The organism is Escherichia sp. E14V7, assembly GCF_004212225.1.
In the GTDB taxonomy this organism is placed as follows: Bacteria; Pseudomonadota; Gammaproteobacteria; order Enterobacterales; family Enterobacteriaceae; genus Escherichia.
Genome location: NZ_RHJJ01000005.1, coordinates 1 through 18023 on the forward strand (window position 1 = coordinate 1; position 18023 = coordinate 18023).

The window sequence follows — 18023 nt, forward strand, 5'->3', positions numbered from 1 at the left end:
CGACAACCGATGCCTGATGCGCCGCTGACGCGACTTATCAGGCCTACGGGGTGTACTGAACTGTAGGTCGGATAAGACGCATGGCGTCGCATCCGACAACCGATGCCTGATGCGCCGCTGACGCGACTTATCAGGCCTACGAGGTGAACTGAACTGTAGGTCGGATAAGACGCATGGCGTCGCATCCGACAACAATCCCGACCCTACAAATGATAACAATGACGAGGACAACATGAGCGACACAACGATCCTGCAAAACAGTACCCATGTCATTAAACCGAAAAAATCTGTGGCACTTTCCGGCGTTCCGGCGGGCAATACGGCGCTCTGCACCGTGGGTAAAAGCGGCAATGACTTGCATTACCGTGGCTACGATATTCTTGATCTGGCGGAACATTGCGAATTTGAAGAAGTGGCGCACCTGCTGATCCACGGCAAACTGCCGACCCGTGACGAACTCGCCGCTTACAAAACGAAACTGAAAGCCCTGCGTGGCTTACCGGCTAACGTGCGTACCGTGCTGGAAGCCTTACCGGCGGCGTCGCACCCGATGGATGTTATGCGCACCGGGGTTTCCGCGCTCGGCTGCACACTGCCGGAAAAAGAGGGGCATACCGTCTCCGGCGCGCGGGATATTGCCGACAAACTGCTGGCGTCGCTTAGCTCGATTCTTCTCTACTGGTATCACTACAGCCACAACGGCGAACGCATCCAGCCGGAAACCGATGACGACTCCATCGGCGGTCACTTCCTGCATCTGCTGCACGGCGAAAAGCCGTCGCAAAGCTGGGAAAAGGCGATGCATATTTCGCTGGTGCTGTATGCCGAACACGAGTTTAACGCCTCCACCTTTACCAGCCGGGTGATTGCGGGCACTGGCTCTGACATGTATTCCGCGATTATTGGCGCGATTGGCGCACTGCGCGGGCCAAAACACGGCGGGGCGAATGAAGTGTCGCTGGAGATCCAGCAACGCTACGAAACGCCGGACGAAGCCGAAGTCGATATCCGCAAGCGGGTGGAAAACAAAGAAGTGGTCATTGGTTTTGGTCATCCGGTTTATACCATCGCCGACCCGCGTCATCAGGTGATCAAACACGTGGCGAAGCAGCTCTCGCAGGAAGGCGGCTCGCTGAAGATGTACAACATCGCCGATCGCCTGGAAACGGTGATGTGGGAGAGCAAAAAGATGTTCCCCAATCTCGACTGGTTCTCCGCTGTTTCCTACAACATGATGGGCGTTCCCACCGAGATGTTCACACCACTGTTTGTTATCGCCCGCGTCACCGGCTGGGCGGCGCACATTATTGAACAACGTCAGGACAACAAAATTATCCGTCCTTCCGCCAATTACGTTGGACCGGAAGACCGCCAGTTTGTCGCGCTGGATAAGCGCCAGTAAACCTCTACGAATAACAATAAGGAAACGTACCCAATGTCAGCTCAAATCAACAACATTCGCCCGGAATTCGACCGTGAAATCGTTGATATCGTCGATTACGTGATGAACTACGAAATCAGCTCCAAAGTAGCCTACGACACCGCCCATTACTGCCTGCTCGACACGCTCGGCTGCGGTCTGGAAGCTCTCGAATACCCGGCCTGTAAAAAACTGTTGGGGCCAATTGTCCCCGGCACCGTCGTACCCAACGGCGTGCGCGTCCCCGGAACTCAGTTCCAGCTCGACCCCGTCCAGGCGGCATTTAACATCGGCGCGATGATCCGCTGGCTCGATTTCAACGATACCTGGCTGGCGGCGGAGTGGGGCCATCCTTCCGACAACCTCGGTGGCATTCTGGCAACGGCGGACTGGCTTTCGCGCAATGCGGTCGCCAGCGGCAAAGCGCCGTTGACCATGAAACAGGTGCTGACCGCAATGATCAAAGCCCATGAAATTCAGGGCTGCATCGCGCTGGAAAACTCCTTTAACCGCGTCGGTCTCGACCACGTTCTGTTAGTGAAAGTGGCTTCCACCGCCGTGGTCGCCGAAATGCTCGGCCTGACCCGCGAGGAAATTCTCAACGCTGTTTCGCTGGCGTGGGTGGACGGTCAGTCGCTGCGCACTTATCGCCATGCGCCGAACACCGGCACGCGTAAATCCTGGGCGGCGGGCGATGCCACTTCCCGCGCGGTACGTCTGGCACTGATGGCGAAAACGGGCGAAATGGGTTACCCGTCAGCCCTGACTGCGCCAGTGTGGGGTTTCTACGACGTCTCCTTTAAAGGTGAGTCGTTCCGCTTCCAGCGTCCGTACGGTTCTTACGTGATGGAAAATGTGCTGTTCAAAATCTCCTTCCCGGCGGAGTTCCACTCCCAGACGGCCGTTGAAGCAGCGATGACGCTCTATGAACAGATGCAGGCAGCAGGCAAAACGGCGGCGGATATCGAAAAAGTGACCATTCGCACCCACGAAGCCTGTATTCGCATCATCGACAAAAAAGGGCCGCTCAATAACCCGGCAGACCGCGATCACTGCATTCAGTACATGGTGGCGATCCCGCTGCTATTCGGGCGCTTAACGGCGGCAGATTACGAGGACAACGTTGCGCAAGATAAACGCATTGACGCCCTGCGCGAGAAGATCAATTGCTTTGAAGATCCGGCATTTACCGCTGACTACCACGACCCGGAAAAACGCGCCATCGCCAATGCCATTACCCTTGAGTTCACCGACGGCACACGATTTGAAGAAGTGGTGGTGGAGTACCCAATTGGTCATGCTCGCCGCCGTCAGGATGGTATTCCGAAACTGGTCGATAAATTCAAAATCAATCTCGCGCGCCAGTTCCCGACTCGCCAACAGCAGCGCATTCTGGAGGTTTCTCTCGACAGAACTCGCCTGGAACAGATGCCGGTCAATGAGTATCTCGACCTGTACGTCATTTAAGCAAACAGCGGTAAGGCGTAAGTTCAACAGGAGAGCATTATGTCTTTTAGCGAATTTTATCAGCGTTCGATTAACGAACCGGAGCAGTTCTGGGCCGAGCAGGCCCGGCGTATTGACTGGCAGACGCCCTTTACGCAAACGCTCGATCACAGCAATCCGCCGTTTGCCCGTTGGTTTTGTGAAGGCCGAACCAACTTGTGCCACAACGCCATCGACCGCTGGCTGGAGAAACAGCCAGAGGCGCTGGCGCTGATTGCCGTCTCTTCGGAAACAGAAGAAGAGCGCACCTTTACCTTTCGCCAGCTGCATGACGAAGTGAACGCGGTGGCGTCAATGCTGCGCTCACTGGGCGTGCAGCGTGGCGATCGGGTGCTGGTGTATATGCCGATGATTGCCGAAGCGCATATTATCCTGCTGGCCTGCGCGCGCATTGGCGCTATTCATTCGGTGGTATTTGGTGGTTTTGCCTCGCACAGCGTGGCGGCGCGAATTGATGACGCTAAACCGGTGCTGATTGTCTCGGCAGATGCCGGAGCGCGCGGTGGCAAAATCATTCCCTATAAAAAATTGCTCGACGATGCGATAAGTCAGGCGCAGCACCAGCCGCGCCACGTTTTGCTGGTGGATCGCGGGCTGGCGAAAATGGCGCGCGTTAGCGGGCGGGATGTCGATTTCGCGTCGTTGCGCCATCAACACATCGGCGCGCGGGTGCCGGTGGCGTGGCTGGAATCCAACGAAACCTCCTGCATTCTCTACACCTCCGGCACCACCGGCAAACCTAAAGGCGTGCAGCGTGACGTCGGCGGATATGCGGTGGCGCTGGCGACCTCGATGGACACCATTTTTGGCGGCAAAGCGGGCGGTGTGTTCTTTTGTGCTTCGGATATCGGCTGGGTGGTGGGGCATTCGTATATCGTCTACGCGCCGCTGCTGGCGGGGATGGCGACTATCGTTTACGAAGGATTACCGACCTGGCCGGACTGCGGCGTGTGGTGGAAAATCGTCGAGAAATATCAGGTTAGCCGGATGTTCTCAGCGCCGACCGCCATTCGCGTGCTGAAAAAATTCCCTACCGCTGAAATTCGCAAACACGATCTCTCGTCGCTGGAAGTGCTCTATCTGGCTGGAGAACCGCTGGACGAGCCGACCGCCAGTTGGGTGAGCAATACGCTGGATGTGCCGGTCATCGACAACTACTGGCAGACCGAATCCGGCTGGCCGATTATGGCGATTGCTCGCGGTCTGGACGACAGGCCGACGCGTCTGGGAAGCCCCGGCGTGCCGATGTATGGCTATAACGTGCAGTTGCTCAATGAAGTCACCGGCGAACCGTGTGGCGTCAATGAGAAAGGGATGCTGGTGGTGGAAGGGCCATTGCCGCCGGGGTGTATTCAGACTATCTGGGGCGACGACGACCGCTTTGTGAAGACTTACTGGTCGCTGTTTTCCCGTCCGGTGTACGCCACCTTTGACTGGGGCATCCGCGATGCTGACGGTTATCACTTTATTCTCGGGCGCACTGACGATGTGATTAACGTTGCCGGACATCGGCTGGGGACGCGCGAGATTGAAGAGAGTATCTCCAGTCATCCGGGCGTTGCCGAAGTGGCGGTAGTTGGGGTGAAAGATGCGCTGAAAGGGCAGGTGGCGGTGGCGTTTGTCATTCCGAAAGAGAGCGACAGTCTGGAAGATCGTGAGGTGGCGCACTCGCAAGAGAAGGCGATTATGGCGCTGGTGGATAGCCAGATTGGCAACTTTGGCCGCCCGGCGCACGTCTGGTTTGTCTCGCAATTGCCAAAAACGCGATCCGGAAAAATGCTGCGCCGCACGATCCAGGCGATTTGTGAAGGACGCGATCCAGGGGATCTGACGACCATTGATGATCCTTCGTCGTTGGATCAAATCCGCCAGGCGATGGAAGAGTAAGGTATTGTCGGATAAGGCTCGCGGCGCATCCGACACCGTGCGCCGATGCCTGATGCGACGCAGACGCGTCTTATCATGCCTACAGGTCTGAACCGTAGGTCGGATAAGGCGCTTGCGCCGCATCCGACACCGTGCGCAGATGCCTGATGCGACGTTGGCGCGTCTTATCATGCCTACAGGCCTGAACCGTAGGTCGGATAAGGCGCTCGCGGCGCATCCGACACCGTGCGCCGATGCCTGATGCGACGCAGACGCGTCTTATCATGCCTACAGGTCTGAACCGTAGGTCGGATAAGGCGCTCGCGCCGCATCCGACACCGTGCGCAGACGCCAGATGCGACGCAGGCGCGTCTTATCATGCCTACAGGTCTGAACCGTAGGTCGGATAAGGCGCTCGCGCCGCATCCGACACCATGCGCCGATGCCTGATGCGACGCTTACCGCGTCTTATTATGCCTACCCACTGTTTTTACACCGATAATTTTTCCCTCACCTTTTTGCACTCATTCATATAAAAAATATATTTCCCCACGAAAACGATTGCTTTTTATCTTCAGATGAATAGAATGCGGCGGATTTTTTGGGTTTCAAACAGCAAAAAGGGGGAATTTCGTGTCGCAAGATAACAACTTTAGCCAGGGGCCAGTCCCGCAGTCGGCGCGGAAAGGGGTATTGGCATTGACGTTCGTCATGCTGGGATTAACCTTCTTTTCCGCCAGTATGTGGACCGGCGGCACTCTCGGAACCGGTCTTAGCTATCATGATTTCTTCCTCGCAGTTCTCATCGGTAATCTTCTCCTCGGTATTTACACTTCATTTCTTGGTTACATTGGCGCAAAAACCGGCCTGACCACTCATCTTCTTGCTCGTTTCTCGTTTGGTGTTAAAGGCTCATGGCTGCCTTCACTGCTGCTGGGAGGCACCCAGGTTGGCTGGTTTGGCGTTGGCGTGGCGATGTTTGCCATTCCGGTGGGCAAGGCAACCGGGCTGGATATTAATTTGCTGATTGCCGTCTCCGGTTTACTGATGACCGTCACCGTCTTCTTTGGCATTTCGGCGCTGACGGTTCTTTCGGTGATTGCGGTTCCGGCTATCGCCTGCCTTGGCGGTTATTCCGTGTGGCTGGCCGTTAACGGCATGGGCGGCCTGGACGCATTAAAAGCGGTCGTCCCCGCACAACCGTTAGATTTCAATGTCGCACTGGCGCTGGTTGTGGGGTCATTTATCAGCGCGGGTACGCTCACCGCTGACTTTGTCCGGTTTGGTCGCAATGCCAAACTGGCGGTGCTGGTGGCGATGGTGGCCTTTTTCCTCGGCAACTCGTTGATGTTTATTTTCGGTGCAGCGGGCGCTGCGGCACTGGGGATGGCGGATATCTCTGATGTGATGATTGCTCAGGGCCTGCTGCTGCCTGCGATTGTGGTGCTGGGGCTGAATATCTGGACCACCAACGATAACGCGCTCTATGCGTCGGGTTTAGGTTTCGCCAACATTACCGGTATGTCGAGCAAAACCCTTTCGGTGATTAACGGTATTATCGGTACGGTCTGCGCACTATGGCTGTATAACAATTTTGTCGGCTGGCTGACCTTCCTTTCGGCAGCTATTCCTCCGGTGGGCGGCGTGATCATCGCCGACTATCTGATGAACCGTCGCCGCTATGAGCACTTTGCGACCACGCGTATGATGAGTGTCAATTGGGTGGCGATTCTGGCGGTCGCGCTGGGGATTGCCGCAGGCCACTGGTTACCGGGTATTGTTCCGGTCAACGCGGTATTAGGTGGCGCGCTGAGCTATCTGATCCTTAACCCGATTTTGAATCGTAAAACGACAGCTGCAATGACGCATGTGGAGGCTAACAGTGTCGAATAACGCTTTACAAACAATTAGTAACGCCCGGTTACCCGGCAAAGAGGGGCTGTGGCAGATTCATCTGCAGGACGGAAAAATCAGCGCTATTGACGCGCAATCCGGTGTGATGCCCATAACTGAAAACAGCCTGGATGCCGAACAAGGTTTAGTTTTACCGCCGTTTGTGGAGCCGCATATTCACCTGGACACCACGCAAACCGCCGGGCAACCGAACTGGAATCAGTCCGGCACGCTGTTTGAAGGCATTGAACGCTGGGCCGAGCGCAAAGCGTTATTAACCCATGACGATGTGAAACAACGCGCCTGGCAAACGCTGAAATGGCAGATTGCCAACGGCATTCAGCATGTGCGTACCCATGTCGATGTTTCGGATGCAACGCTGACTGCGCTGAAAGCAATGCTGGAAGTGAAGCAGGAAGTCGCGCCGTGGATTGATCTACAAATCGTCGCCTTCCCGCAGGAAGGGATTTTGTCGTATCCCAACGGTGAAGCGTTACTGGAAGAGGCGTTACGCTTAGGGGCGGACGTAGTGGGGGCGATTCCGCATTTTGAATTTACCCGTGAATACGGCGTGGAGTCGCTGCATAAAACCTTCGCCCTGGCGCAAAAATACGACCGTCTCATCGACGTTCACTGTGATGAGATCGATGATGAACAGTCACGCTTTGTCGAAACCGTTGCTGCCCTGGCGCACCGTGAAGGCATGGGCGCGCGAGTCACCGCCAGCCACACCACGGCAATGCACTCCTATAATGGGGCGTATACCTCACGCCTGTTCCGCTTGCTGAAAATGTCCGGTATTAACATTGTCGCCAACCCGCTGGTCAATATTCATCTGCAAGGACGTTTCGATACGTATCCAAAACGTCGCGGCATCACGCGCGTTAAAGAGATGCTGGAGTCTGGCATTAACGTCTGCTTTGGTCACGATGATGTCTTCGATCCGTGGTATCCGCTGGGAACGGCGAATATGCTGCAAGTGCTGCATATGGGGCTGCATGTTTGCCAGCTGATGGGCTATGGGCAGATTAACGATGGCCTGAATTTAATCACCCACCACAGCGCCAGGACGTTGAATTTGCAGGATTACGGCATTGCCGCCGGAAACAGCGCCAACCTGATTATCCTGCCGGCTGAAAATGGATTTGATGCGCTGCGCCGTCAGGTTCCGGTACGTTATTCGGTACGTGGCGGTAAAGTGATTGCCAGCACACAACCGGCACAAACAACGGTGTATCTGGAGCAGCCAGAAGCCATCGATTACAAACGTTGATCGGCTGGGTTACAGCGAGCGTAGTTTATGCCGGATGCGGCGTGAACGCCTTATCCGGCCTACGTAGAGCACTGAACTCGTAGGCCTGATAAGCGTAGCGCATCAGGCAATTCCAGCCGCTGATCTGTGTCAGCGGCTACCGCGATTCATTCCCGCCAACATCCGCGCATTCTTCCAATGCCATGTGCAAAAATGCCTTCGCGGCGGCTGTCTGCCAGCTGTAGTTTATGCCGGATGCGGCGTGAACGCCTTGCACTGAACTCGTAGGCCTGATAAGCGTAGCGCATCAGGCAATTCCAGCCGCTGACCTGTGTCAGTGGCTACCGTGATTCATTCCCGCCAACATCCGCACATTCTTCCAACGCCATGTGCAAAAATGCCTTCGCGGCGGCTGTCTGCCAGCTATTTTTCCGCCGCAACAAAACCGCCGTTCTCTCCAGTAGTGGCGGGGCAAGAGAAATCGCTTTAAGCCCATCATGTTGTGTGGCAATCGCTGCTGGTAACAATGTGGAAAGGGAAGCGCGGCGAATCAGCTCCAGAACCGCGCTAATTGAGTTCGCCTCTATCACCACCTGTGGATGCAGCCCCGCTTTCTCGCAGTAGTGGTCAATTTGCTCTCTGGTGGCAAATTCCGCGCTGAGCAGGACCAGTTTTTCATCATGCAAGCGACGCAATGCCACCTGTTCCTGGTCAGCCAGCGGATGATGTTTCGCCACCACCAACGCTAAACTTTCTGTCAGTAAAGGAATTGCCTCCAGCTCCGGCGAATGCACAGGCTCGAAGGCAATCCCAACGTCCAGCTCGTCGCGGCAAAGCATATCTTCGATTTTCTCCTGCGACATTTCCTGTAGCTGGAGCGTGATGCCGGGGTAGCGCGCATAGAAATCCGCCATTAAGGGGCCGATAAAGTAGCTCGTAAAGGTGGGGGTGACGGCGATACGCAGCGATCCTCGCGTCAGATCGGCAACATCATGAATCGCCCGTTTACCCGCCCCCAGTTCCTGTAACGCCCGGCTGGCGTACTGTCGCCAGACTTCCCCCGCATCAGTGAGACGAATCGTTCGCCCGCTACGGTCAAACAGCGGCACGCCCAAACTTTCCTCTAACTGGCGAATCTGCTGGGAAAGCGCAGGCTGGGAGACGTGCAACGCACTGGCTGCACGGGTGAAGCTGCCATGTTCAGCCACGGCAAGAAAGTAATTGATATGTCGAGAGAGCATTCGCCAACCTATAAGTAAATCCAATAGAACTCATCATAAATGAGTCTTTTACCTTATGACAATCGGCGAGTAGTCTGCCTCTCATTCCAGAGACAGACAGAGGTTAACGGTGAAAGAGATTATTGATGGATTCCTTAAATTCCAGCGCGAGGCATTTCCGAAGCGGGAAGCCTTGTTTAAACAGCTGGCGACACAGCAAAGCCCGCGCACCCTTTTTATCTCATGCTCTGATAGCCGTCTGGTCCCTGAGCTGGTGACGCAACGTGAGCCTGGCGATCTGTTCGTTATTCGCAACGCAGGCAATATCGTCCCTTCCTACGGGCCGGAACCCGGTGGCGTTTCTGCTTCGGTGGAGTATGCCGTCGCTGCGCTTCGGGTCTCTGACATTGTGATTTGTGGTCATTCCAACTGTGGGGCGATGACTGCCATTGCCAGCTGTCAGTGCATGGACCATATGCCTGCCGTCTCCCACTGGCTGCGTTATGCCGATTCAGCCCGCGTCGTTAATGAGGCGCGCCCGCATCCCGATTTACCGTCAAAAGCTGCGGCGATGGTACGTGAAAACGTCATTGCTCAGTTGGCTAATTTGCAAACTCATCCATCGGTGCGCCTGGCGCTCGAAGAGGGGCGGATCGCCCTGCACGGCTGGGTCTACGACATTGAAAGCGGCAGCATCGCAGCTTTTGACGGCGCAACCCGCCAGTTTGTGCCACTGGCAGCGAATCCTCGCGTTTGTGCCATACCGCTACGCCAGCCGACCGCAGCGTAACCTTATTTTTAAACCATCAGGAGATCCACCATGATTCAGTCGCAAATTAACCGCAATATTCGTCTTGATCTTGCCGATGCCATTTTGCTCAGCAAAGCTAAAAAAGATCTCTCATTTGCCGAGATTGCCAACGGCACCGGTCTGGCAGAAGCCTTTGTAACCGCGGCTTTGCTGGGGCAGCAGGCGCTTCCTGCCGACGCCGCCCGCCTGGTCGGGGCGAAACTGGATCTCGACGAAGACGCCATTCTGTTATTACAAACTGTGCCACTGCGTGGCTGCATTGATGACCGTATTCCAACCGACCCAACGATGTATCGTTTCTATGAAATGTTGCAGGTGTACGGCACAACCCTGAAAGCGTTGGTTCATGAGAAGTTTGGCGATGGCATTATCAGCGCGATTAACTTCAAACTCGACGTTAAGAAAGTGGCGGACCCGGAAGGTGGCGAACGTGCGGTCATCACCTTAGATGGTAAATATCTGCCGACCAAACCGTTCTGACAGCCATGCGCAACCATCAAAAGACGTTCACGATGCTGCTGGTTCTGGTGCTGATTGGTCTTAATATGCGACCACTGCTCACCTCCGTCGGGCCACTGCTACCGCAATTGCGCCAGGCGAGCGGAATGAGCTTTAGCGTGGCTGCCCTGTTGACCGCTCTGCCGGTGGTCACCATGGGCGGGCTGGCACTGGCCGGAAGCTGGCTTCATCAGCATGTCAGTGAACGTCGCAGCGTCGCCATCAGTTTGTTGCTGATTGCCGTCGGTGCATTGATGCGTGAGCTTTACCCCCAAAGTGCGCTGCTGCTTAGCAGCGCACTGCTTGGTGGGGTGGGGATCGGCATCATTCAGGCGGTGATGCCTTCGGTGATTAAACGGCGGTTTCAGCAGCGAACGCCACTGGTGATGGGGCTGTGGTCCGCAGCACTAATGGGAGGTGGGGGACTTGGCGCCGCCGTGACGCCCTGGTTAGTTCAACATAGCGAAACCTGGTATCAAACACTCGCCTGGTGGGCGCTGCCTGCCGTTGTTGCGTTCTTCGCCTGGTGGTGGCAAAACGCCCGCCAGACCGCCTCTTCCCACAGGACAACAACCACTCCGGTTCGCGTGGTATTCACTCCCCGCGCGTGGACGCTGGGCCTTTACTTCGGTCTGATTAACGGTGGTTACGCTAGCCTGATTGCCTGGTTACCCGCTTTCTATATTGAGATTGGTGCCAGCGCGCAGTACAGCGGTTCCTTGCTGGCATTGATGACGCTTGGGCAAGCCACAGGGGCGTTACTGATGCCTGCTATGGCTCGCCATCAGGATCGGCGCAAACTTTTGCTGTTGGCGCTGGCGTTACAACTGGTGGGTTTCTGCGGCTTTATCTGGCTGCCGCTGCAATTGCCGGTCTTGTGGGCGATGGTGTGTGGTTTAGGTCTGGGCGGCGCGTTTCCGCTCTGTTTGCTGCTGGCGCTCGACCACTCTCCGCAACCGACTATTGCTGGCAAGTTAGTGGCGTTTATGCAGGGGATTGGTTTTGTCATTGCCGGGCTTGCCCCCTGGTTTTCTGGCGTGCTGCGTAGTATCAGTGGCAATTACCTAATGGACTGGGCGTTTCATGCGCTATGCGTCGTTGGGCTGATGATCATAACCCTGCGTTTTGCACCAGCACGTTTTCCGCAGCTGTGGGTCAAAGAGGCATGATGCGACGCTTGTTCCTGCGCTTTGTTCATGCCGGATGCGGCCAATGTAGATCACTGAACTCGTAGGCCTGATAAGCGTAGCGCATCAGGCAATTTTTATAATTTAAACTGACGATTCAACTTTGTAATCTTTGAAATAATATTGCTTATCCCGGTCGTTTATTTCGCGAATAACCCGACAAGGAACGCCAGCAGCCACGACGTTTGGTGGAATGTCTTTTGTGACGACACTACCCGCGCCAATAACAGAATTATCCCCGATGGTGACGCCTGGATTAATAACCACATGACTTCCGATCCAGACGTTATTGCCAATCGTTATCGGAAAAGAGAACATCTCACCGTTTTTTCTTAATTCATGGTGTACCGGGTGTCCCGTAACGGAAAGAGTAACATTGGGTGCAATCAGTACGTTATCACCGATCGTTACCGTGTAGTCGTCGACAATGGTTAAATTGAAATTTGCGTAAAAATTGCGGCCTATATGGATGTTGGAACCGTAAGAGAAATAGACGGGTGGTTCTATCCAGGCGTTTTCCCCTACCGTGGCAAACATTTCTTTAATCAGGCTTTCCCTTTTTTCAACTTCTGATGGATGCGAGTGATTAAACTCATACATTAATGTTTTCCCACGAAGTCTTTTTTCAGGTAAGCCTTCGCACATATCGGTAAATAGCTTGCCTGCTTTTATTCTTTCGGTCATTGGCATGTTCATTTCGATCATTCCGTCCTGATGTGTTGGTCGGATAAGGCGCTCGCGCCGCATCCGACATTAATTGCTTAAGCGACTTCATTCACCTGGCGACGCAGCAGAGAAAGCGGGCCGGGGCCGCTAAGTGTGAACACGGAAATCAAGGTGAAGCCCAGTGCCACCAGACCCAGCACCAGATAAGCGCCCTGGAAACCGATGCTTTCATACATATTGCCCGCCAGTACAGACATAAAAATCATCGCCAGTTGCTTAAAGAAGCAGAAACAGACCAGATAAATCGTCGCTGAAAAACGCACTTCAAACTGGCTGGTAATATATTTAAAGCAGCCCACCAGCAGGAACGGTACTTCAAACATATGCAGCGTTTTCAGAATAACCACTTCCAGCGCTGAGGTGGCGAACGATGAGCCAATAATGCGTACAGACATTATAGTGCCAGCCAGCAGCAGGGCGTTTTTCCCACCGATGCGATTAATAATCAGCGGCGCAAAGAACATAATCGAGGCGTTAAGTAATTCGCCCATTGTCGTTACGTAGCCAAATACCCGCGTACCCTGTTCACTGGAGGTAAAAAACGAAGTAAAGAAATTAGCAAACTGTTGGTCAAAAACATCGTAGGTACAGGAAACGCCAATAACATAGAGCGACAAAAACCACAGTTTGGGCTGTCTGAACAATTCCAGCGCCAGCTTAAGGCTAAAAGCCGAATGGTTGGCACCTACCGCATTGGCAACCGTGGCGGAAGAAGGGGCATCCGTTCTGGCAAAAAAGAGCAAAACGGCGAGGATGAGCGCACAGCCAGAACCCAGCCAGAAAACAAACTGGTTATTGATGGTGAACATGATGCCGACAATCGAGGCACACAGCGCCCAGCCAACACAGCCAAACATCCGCGCGCGACCAAATTCGAAATTACTGCGACGGCTGACTTTCTCGATAAATGCCTCTACTGCTGGCGCACCGGCGTTAAAACAAAAGCCAAGATAAATACCACCAACAATCGATCCTACTAAAATGTTGTATTGTAACAGTGGCCCGAAGATAAAAATAAAGAACGGCGCAAACATCACTAACATGCCGGTAATAATCCACAGCAGGTATTTACGCAGCCCGAGTTTGTCAGAAAGCAGACCAAACAGCGGTTGGAATAATAGCGAGAACAGAGAAATAGCGGCAAAAATAATACCCGTATCACTTTTGTTGATATGGTTGATGTCATGTAGCCAAATCGGGAAAAACGGGAAGTAGGCTCCCATGATAAAAAAGTAAAAGAAAAAGAATAAGCCGAACATCCAAAAGTTTGTGTTTTTTAAATAGAACATAATGGATTTCCTTACGCGAAATACGGGCAGGCATAGCCTGCCCGGTTATTATTATTTTTGGCACCAGATCAACTGGTAATGATAGCGACCTGCGCTCAGTTGAAATTCTGCCGACACTGACGGGCTCCAGGAGTCGTCGCCACCAATCCCCATATGGAAACCGTCGATATTCAGCCATGTGCCTTCTTCCGCGTGCAGCAGATGGCGATGGCTGGTTTCCATCAGTTGTTGTTGGCTGTAGCGGCTGATGTTGAACTGGAAGTCGCCGCGCCACTGGTGTGGGCCATAATTCAATTCGCGCGTCCCGCAGCGCAGACCGTTTTCGCTCGGGAAGACGTACGGGGTATACATGTCTGACAATGGCAGATCCCAGCGGTCAAAACAGGCCGCAGTAAGGCGGTCGGGATAGTTTTCTTGCGGCCCTAATCCGAGCCAGTTTACCCGCCCTGCGACCTGCGCCAGCTGGCAGGTCAGGCCAATCCGCGCCGGATGAGGTGTATCGCTCGCTACTTCAACATCCACACTGACGACCATCTCACCGTGTCCATCGATACGGTAGGTTTTCCGGCTGATAAATAAGGTTTTCCCCTGATGCTGCCAGGCGTGGACAGTGGTAATCAGCACCGCGTCGGCAAGTGTATCTGCCGTGCACTGCAACAACGCCGCTTCGGCCTGGTAATGGCCCGCCGCCTTCCAGCGTTCGACCCAGGCGTTAGGGTCAATGCGGGTCGCTTCACTTACGCCAATGTCGTTATCCAGCGGTGCACGGGTGAACTGATCGCGCAGCGGCGTCAGCAGTTGTTTTTCATCGCCAATCCACATCTGTGAAAGAAAGCCTGACTGGCGGTTAAATTGCCAACGCTTATTATCCAGCTCGATGCAAAAATCCGTTTCGCTGGTGGTCAGTTGCGGGATGGCGTGGGGCGCGGAGGGGAGTGTCACGCTGAGGTTTACCGCCAGTCGCCACTGTTGCCAGGCGCTGATGTGTCCGGCTTCTGACCATGCGGTCGCGTTCGGTTGTACTACGCGTACTGTGAGCCAGAGTTGCCCGGCGCTCTCCGGCTGCGGTAGTTCAGGCAGTTCAATCACCTGTTTACCTTGTGGAGCGACATCCAGAGGCACTTCACCGCTTGCCAGCGGCTTGCCATCCAGCGCCACCATCCAGTGCAGGAGCTCGTTATCGCTATGACGGAACAGGTATTCGCTGGTCACTTCGATGGTTTGCCCGGATAAACGGAACTGGAAAAACTGCTGCTGGTGTTTTGCTTCTGTCAGCGCTGGATGCGGCGTGCGGTCGGCAAAGACCAGACCGTTCATGCAGAACTGGCGATCGTTTGGCGTATCGCCAAAATCACCGCCGTAAGCCGACCAAGGATTACCGTTTTCATCATATTTAATCAGCGACTGATCCACCCAGTCCCAGACGAAGCCGCCCTGTAAACGGGGGTACTGACGAAACGCCTGCCAGTATTTAGCGAAGCCGCCAAGACTGTTACCCATCGCGTGGGCGTATTCGCAAAGGATCAGTGGGCGCATTTCTCCAGGCTGCGAAAGCCATTTTTTGATGGACCATTTCGGCACAGCCGGGAAGGGCTGGTCATCATCCACGCGCGCGTACATCGGGCAAATAATATCGGTTGCCGTGGTGTCGGCTCCGCCGCCTTCATACTGCACCGGGCGGGAAGGATCGACAGATTTAATCCAGCGATAGAGTGCGTCGTGATTAGCGCCGTGGCCTGATTCATTCCCCAGCGACCAGATGATCACACTCGGGTGATTACGATCGCGCTGCACCATTCGCGTTACGCGTTCGCTCATCGCGGGTAACCAGCGCGGATCATCGGTCAGACGATTCATTGGCACCATGCCGTGGGTTTCAATGTTGGCTTCATCCACCACGTACAGGCCGTAGCGGTCGCACAGCGTGTACCACAGCGGATGGTTCGGATAATGCGAACAGCGCACGGCGTTAAAGTTGTTCTGCTTCATCAGCAGGATATCCTGCACCATCGTCTGCTCATCCATGACCTGACCATGCAGAGGATGATGCTCGTGACGGTTAACGCCGCGAATCAGCAACGGCTTGCCATTCAGCAGCAGCAGGCCATTTTCAATCCGCACCTCGCGGAAACCGACATCGCAGGCTTCTGCTTCAATCAGCTTGCCGTCGGTGGTGTGCAGTTCAACCACCGCACGATAGAGATTCGGGATTTCGGCGCTCCACAGCGCCGGGTTTTCGACGTTCAGACGTAGGGTGACGCGATCGGCATAACCACCACGTTCATCGATAATTTCACCGCCGAAAGGCGCGGTGCCGCTGGCGACCTGCGTTTCACCCTGCCACAAAGAAACCGTCACCCGTAGCTCATCGCGCAACTCGCCGCACATCTGAACTTCAGCCTCCAGTACAGCGCGGCTGAAATCATCATTAAAGCGAGTGGCAACATGGAAATCGCTGATTTGTGTGGTCGGTTTATGCAGCAACGAGACGTCACGGAAAATGCCGCTCATTCGCCACATATCCTGATCTTCCAGATAACTACCGTCACTCCAGCGCAGCACCATAACGGCGAGGCGGTTTTCTCCGGCGTGTAAAAAGGCGCTCAGGTCAAATTCAGACGGCAAACGGCTGTCCTGGCCGTAACCGACCCAGCGACCGTTGCACCACAGATGAAACGCCGAGTTAACGCCATCAAAAATAATTCGCGTCTGGCCTTCCTGTAGCCAGCTTTCATCAACATTAAATGTGAGCGAGTAACAGCCTGTCGGATTCTCCGTGGGAACAAATGGCGGATTGACCGCAATGGGATAGGTCACGTTGGTGTAGATGGGCGCGTCGTAACCGTGCATCTGCCAGTTTGATGGCACTGATACGCAATCGGCATCAGGAAGATCGCACTCGAGCCAGCTTTCCGGCACCGCTTCTGGTGCCGGAAACCAGGCAAATTGCCACTCACCATTCAGGCTGCGCAACTGCCGGGAAGGGCGATCGGTGCGGGCCTCTTCGCTATTACGCCAGCTGGCGAAAGGGGGATGTGCCGCAAGGCGATTAAGTTGGGTAACGCCAGGGTTTTCCCAGTCACGACGTTGTAATACGACGGCCAGTGAATCCGTAATCATGGTCATAGCTGTATCCTGTGTGAAATTGTTATCCGCTCACAATTTCACACAACATACGAGCCTGACGCATAGAGTGTAAAGCCTTGGGGGCCTAATGAGTGAGCTGACTCACATTAATTGCGTTGCGCTCACTGTCCGCTTTCCAGACGGGAAATTTGCCTTGCCAGCTGCATTAATGAATCGGCCAACGCGCGGGGAGAGGCGGTTTGCGTATTGGGTGGCAGGGTGGTTTTTCTTTTCACCAGTGAGACGGGCAGTAGCTGATTTCCCTTCACCGCCTGCCCCTGAGAAAGTTGCAGCAAGCGGTCTACGCTGGTTTTCCCCAGCAGACGAAAATCCTGTTTGATGGTGGTTAACGGCGGGATATAACATGAGCTGTCTTCGGTATCGTCGTATCCCACTACCGAGATATCCGCGCCGACGCGCAGCCCGAACTCGGTAATGGCGCGCATTGCGCCCAACGCCATCTGATCGTTGGCAACCAGCATCGCGGTGGGAATGATCCCCTCATTCAGCATCTGCATGGTTTGTTGAAAACCGGACATGGCGCTCCAGTCGCCTTCCCGTTCTGCTATCGGCTGAATTTGATTGCGTGTGAGATATTTGTGCCAGCCCGCCAGACGCAGACGCGCCGAGACAGAACTTAATGGGCCCGCTAACAGCGCGATTTGCTGGTGACCTAATGCGACCAAATGCTCCACGCCAAGCCGCGTACCGTCTTCATGGGAAAAAATAATACTGTTGATGGGGGCCTGGTCGGAGACATCAAGGAATAACGCTGGCACGTTACCACAGGCGGCTTCCACCGCAATGGCATCTTGTTCATCCAGCGGATAGTTGATGATCAGACCGCTAACGCGTTGCGCGAGAAGGTTGTGTACCGCCGCTTTACAGGCATCGACGCCGCTTCGTTCTACCATCGACACCACCACGCTGGCACCCAGTTGGTCAGCGCGGGATTTAATCGCCGCGACAATTTGTGACGGCGCGTGCAGGGCCAGACTGGAGGTGGCAACGCCAATCAGCAACGACTGTTTGCCCGCCAGTTGTTGTGCCACGCGGTTGGGAATGTAATTCAGCTCCGCCATTGCCGCTTCCACTTTTTCCCGCGTTTTCGCAGAAACGTGGCTGGCCTGATTCACCACGCGGGAAACGGTCTGATAAGAGACTCCGGCATACTCTGCGACATCGTATAGCGTTACTGGTTTCACATTCACCACCCTGAATTCACTTTC

General features: G+C 54.7%; 14 protein-coding genes. 8 read left to right on the forward strand and 6 right to left on the reverse strand.

Annotated features, from left to right (window positions below; all coding sequences use genetic code 11):
* On the reverse strand, nt 1-185 hold a 185-nt coding region (locus D9741_RS23465), incomplete at its 3' end, for a hypothetical protein (RefSeq protein ID WP_205714101.1).
* 47 nt (nt 186-232) lie between these two features.
* Here D9741_RS23465 and prpC point away from each other — a divergent pair.
* From prpC to codA, 5 genes are all read left to right on the forward strand, one after another.
* The gene (prpC, locus tag D9741_RS05915) at nt 233-1402 is read left to right on the forward strand and encodes a 2-methylcitrate synthase (RefSeq protein ID WP_130215342.1); all 1170 of its coding nucleotides are present in this window, start codon (nt 233-235) and stop codon (nt 1400-1402) included.
* A 33-nt stretch (nt 1403-1435) separates the two neighbouring features.
* Nucleotides 1436-2887, forward strand: a complete 1452-nt coding sequence (gene prpD / locus D9741_RS05920; protein ID WP_001275861.1) for a 2-methylcitrate dehydratase — start codon at nt 1436-1438, stop codon at nt 2885-2887.
* Between the two features lie 39 nt (nt 2888-2926).
* Nucleotides 2927-4813 carry a propionate--CoA ligase gene (gene prpE / locus D9741_RS05925; protein ID WP_130215344.1) on the forward strand — a complete coding sequence of 629 codons (1887 nt, stop codon included), beginning with the start codon at nt 2927-2929 and terminating at the stop codon, nt 4811-4813.
* Nucleotides 4814-5425: 612 nt separating this feature from the next.
* Nucleotides 5426-6685: a cytosine permease gene (gene codB, locus D9741_RS05930; RefSeq protein ID WP_000076233.1), complete on the forward strand. Its 1260-nt coding sequence runs from the start codon at nt 5426-5428 to the stop codon at nt 6683-6685.
* Nucleotides 6675-7958 carry a cytosine/isoguanine deaminase gene (codA, locus tag D9741_RS05935; RefSeq protein ID WP_130215346.1) on the forward strand — a complete coding sequence of 428 codons (1284 nt, stop codon included), beginning with the start codon at nt 6675-6677 and terminating at the stop codon, nt 7956-7958. Before codB ends, codA begins: the two co-directional genes overlap by 11 nt.
* A gap of 320 nt (nt 7959-8278) precedes the next feature.
* Here the strand turns inward: codA and cynR are convergent, their stop codons facing one another.
* The gene (gene cynR / locus D9741_RS05940) at nt 8279-9178 is read right to left on the reverse strand and encodes a transcriptional regulator CynR (RefSeq protein WP_130215603.1); all 900 of its coding nucleotides are present in this window, start codon (nt 9176-9178) and stop codon (nt 8279-8281) included.
* A 109-nt stretch (nt 9179-9287) separates the two neighbouring features.
* Between cynR and cynT the strand changes: the two genes are divergently transcribed.
* The 3 genes from cynT to cynX are packed head-to-tail and all read left to right on the forward strand — an operon-like array spanning nt 9288 to nt 11635.
* Nucleotides 9288-9947 (forward strand): carbonic anhydrase CynT, encoded by a 660-nt coding sequence (cynT, locus tag D9741_RS05945; protein WP_000658642.1) that lies wholly within the window; start codon nt 9288-9290, stop codon nt 9945-9947.
* Nucleotides 9948-9977: 30 nt separating this feature from the next.
* A complete protein-coding gene (cynS, locus tag D9741_RS05950; RefSeq protein WP_130215348.1) occupies nt 9978-10448 on the forward strand; it encodes a cyanase in 471 nt (156 codons plus the stop codon).
* A gap of 5 nt (nt 10449-10453) precedes the next feature.
* On the forward strand, nt 10454-11635 hold the full coding sequence (cynX, locus tag D9741_RS05955; RefSeq protein ID WP_130215350.1) for a cyanate transporter CynX: 1182 nt from the start codon (nt 10454-10456) through the stop codon (nt 11633-11635).
* Nucleotides 11636-11737: 102 nt separating this feature from the next.
* Here cynX and lacA read toward each other — a convergent pair whose 3' ends face one another.
* The 4 genes from lacA to lacI form a co-directional block, all read right to left on the reverse strand.
* Nucleotides 11738-12349, reverse strand: a complete 612-nt coding sequence (gene lacA, locus D9741_RS05960; protein ID WP_130215605.1) for a galactoside O-acetyltransferase — start codon at nt 12347-12349, stop codon at nt 11738-11740.
* A 65-nt stretch (nt 12350-12414) separates the two neighbouring features.
* Nucleotides 12415-13668: a lactose permease gene (gene lacY, locus D9741_RS05965; protein WP_130215352.1), complete on the reverse strand. Its 1254-nt coding sequence runs from the start codon at nt 13666-13668 to the stop codon at nt 12415-12417.
* Nucleotides 13669-13719: 51 nt separating this feature from the next.
* A complete protein-coding gene (lacZ, locus tag D9741_RS05970) occupies nt 13720-16794 on the reverse strand; it encodes a beta-galactosidase (RefSeq protein WP_130215354.1) in 3075 nt (1024 codons plus the stop codon).
* Nucleotides 16795-16916: 122 nt separating this feature from the next.
* Nucleotides 16917-17999: a DNA-binding transcriptional repressor LacI gene (gene lacI / locus D9741_RS05975; RefSeq protein ID WP_130215356.1), complete on the reverse strand. Its 1083-nt coding sequence runs from the start codon at nt 17997-17999 to the stop codon at nt 16917-16919.
* Nucleotides 18000-18023 lie beyond the last annotated feature (24 nt).

What these genes read in the sequence shown, in the direction of transcription:
- lacZ (WP_130215354.1), bottom strand. Translation starts at nt 16,794, where the DNA reads ATGACCATGATTACGGATTCACTGGCCGTCGTATTACAACGTCGTGAC.
- cynS (WP_130215348.1), top strand. Translation starts at nt 9,978, where the DNA reads ATGATTCAGTCGCAAATTAACCGCAATATTCGTCTTGATCTTGCCGAT.
- lacY (WP_130215352.1), bottom strand. Translation starts at nt 13,668, where the DNA reads ATGTTCTATTTAAAAAACACAAACTTTTGGATGTTCGGCTTATTCTTT.
- prpE (WP_130215344.1), top strand. Translation starts at nt 2,927, where the DNA reads ATGTCTTTTAGCGAATTTTATCAGCGTTCGATTAACGAACCGGAGCAG.
- prpD (WP_001275861.1), top strand. Translation starts at nt 1,436, where the DNA reads ATGTCAGCTCAAATCAACAACATTCGCCCGGAATTCGACCGTGAAATC.
- lacA (WP_130215605.1), bottom strand. Translation starts at nt 12,349, where the DNA reads ATGAACATGCCAATGACCGAAAGAATAAAAGCAGGCAAGCTATTTACC.
- prpC (WP_130215342.1), top strand. Translation starts at nt 233, where the DNA reads ATGAGCGACACAACGATCCTGCAAAACAGTACCCATGTCATTAAACCG.
- cynR (WP_130215603.1), bottom strand. Translation starts at nt 9,178, where the DNA reads ATGCTCTCTCGACATATCAATTACTTTCTTGCCGTGGCTGAACATGGC.
- cynX (WP_130215350.1), top strand. Translation starts at nt 10,454, where the DNA reads ATGCGCAACCATCAAAAGACGTTCACGATGCTGCTGGTTCTGGTGCTG.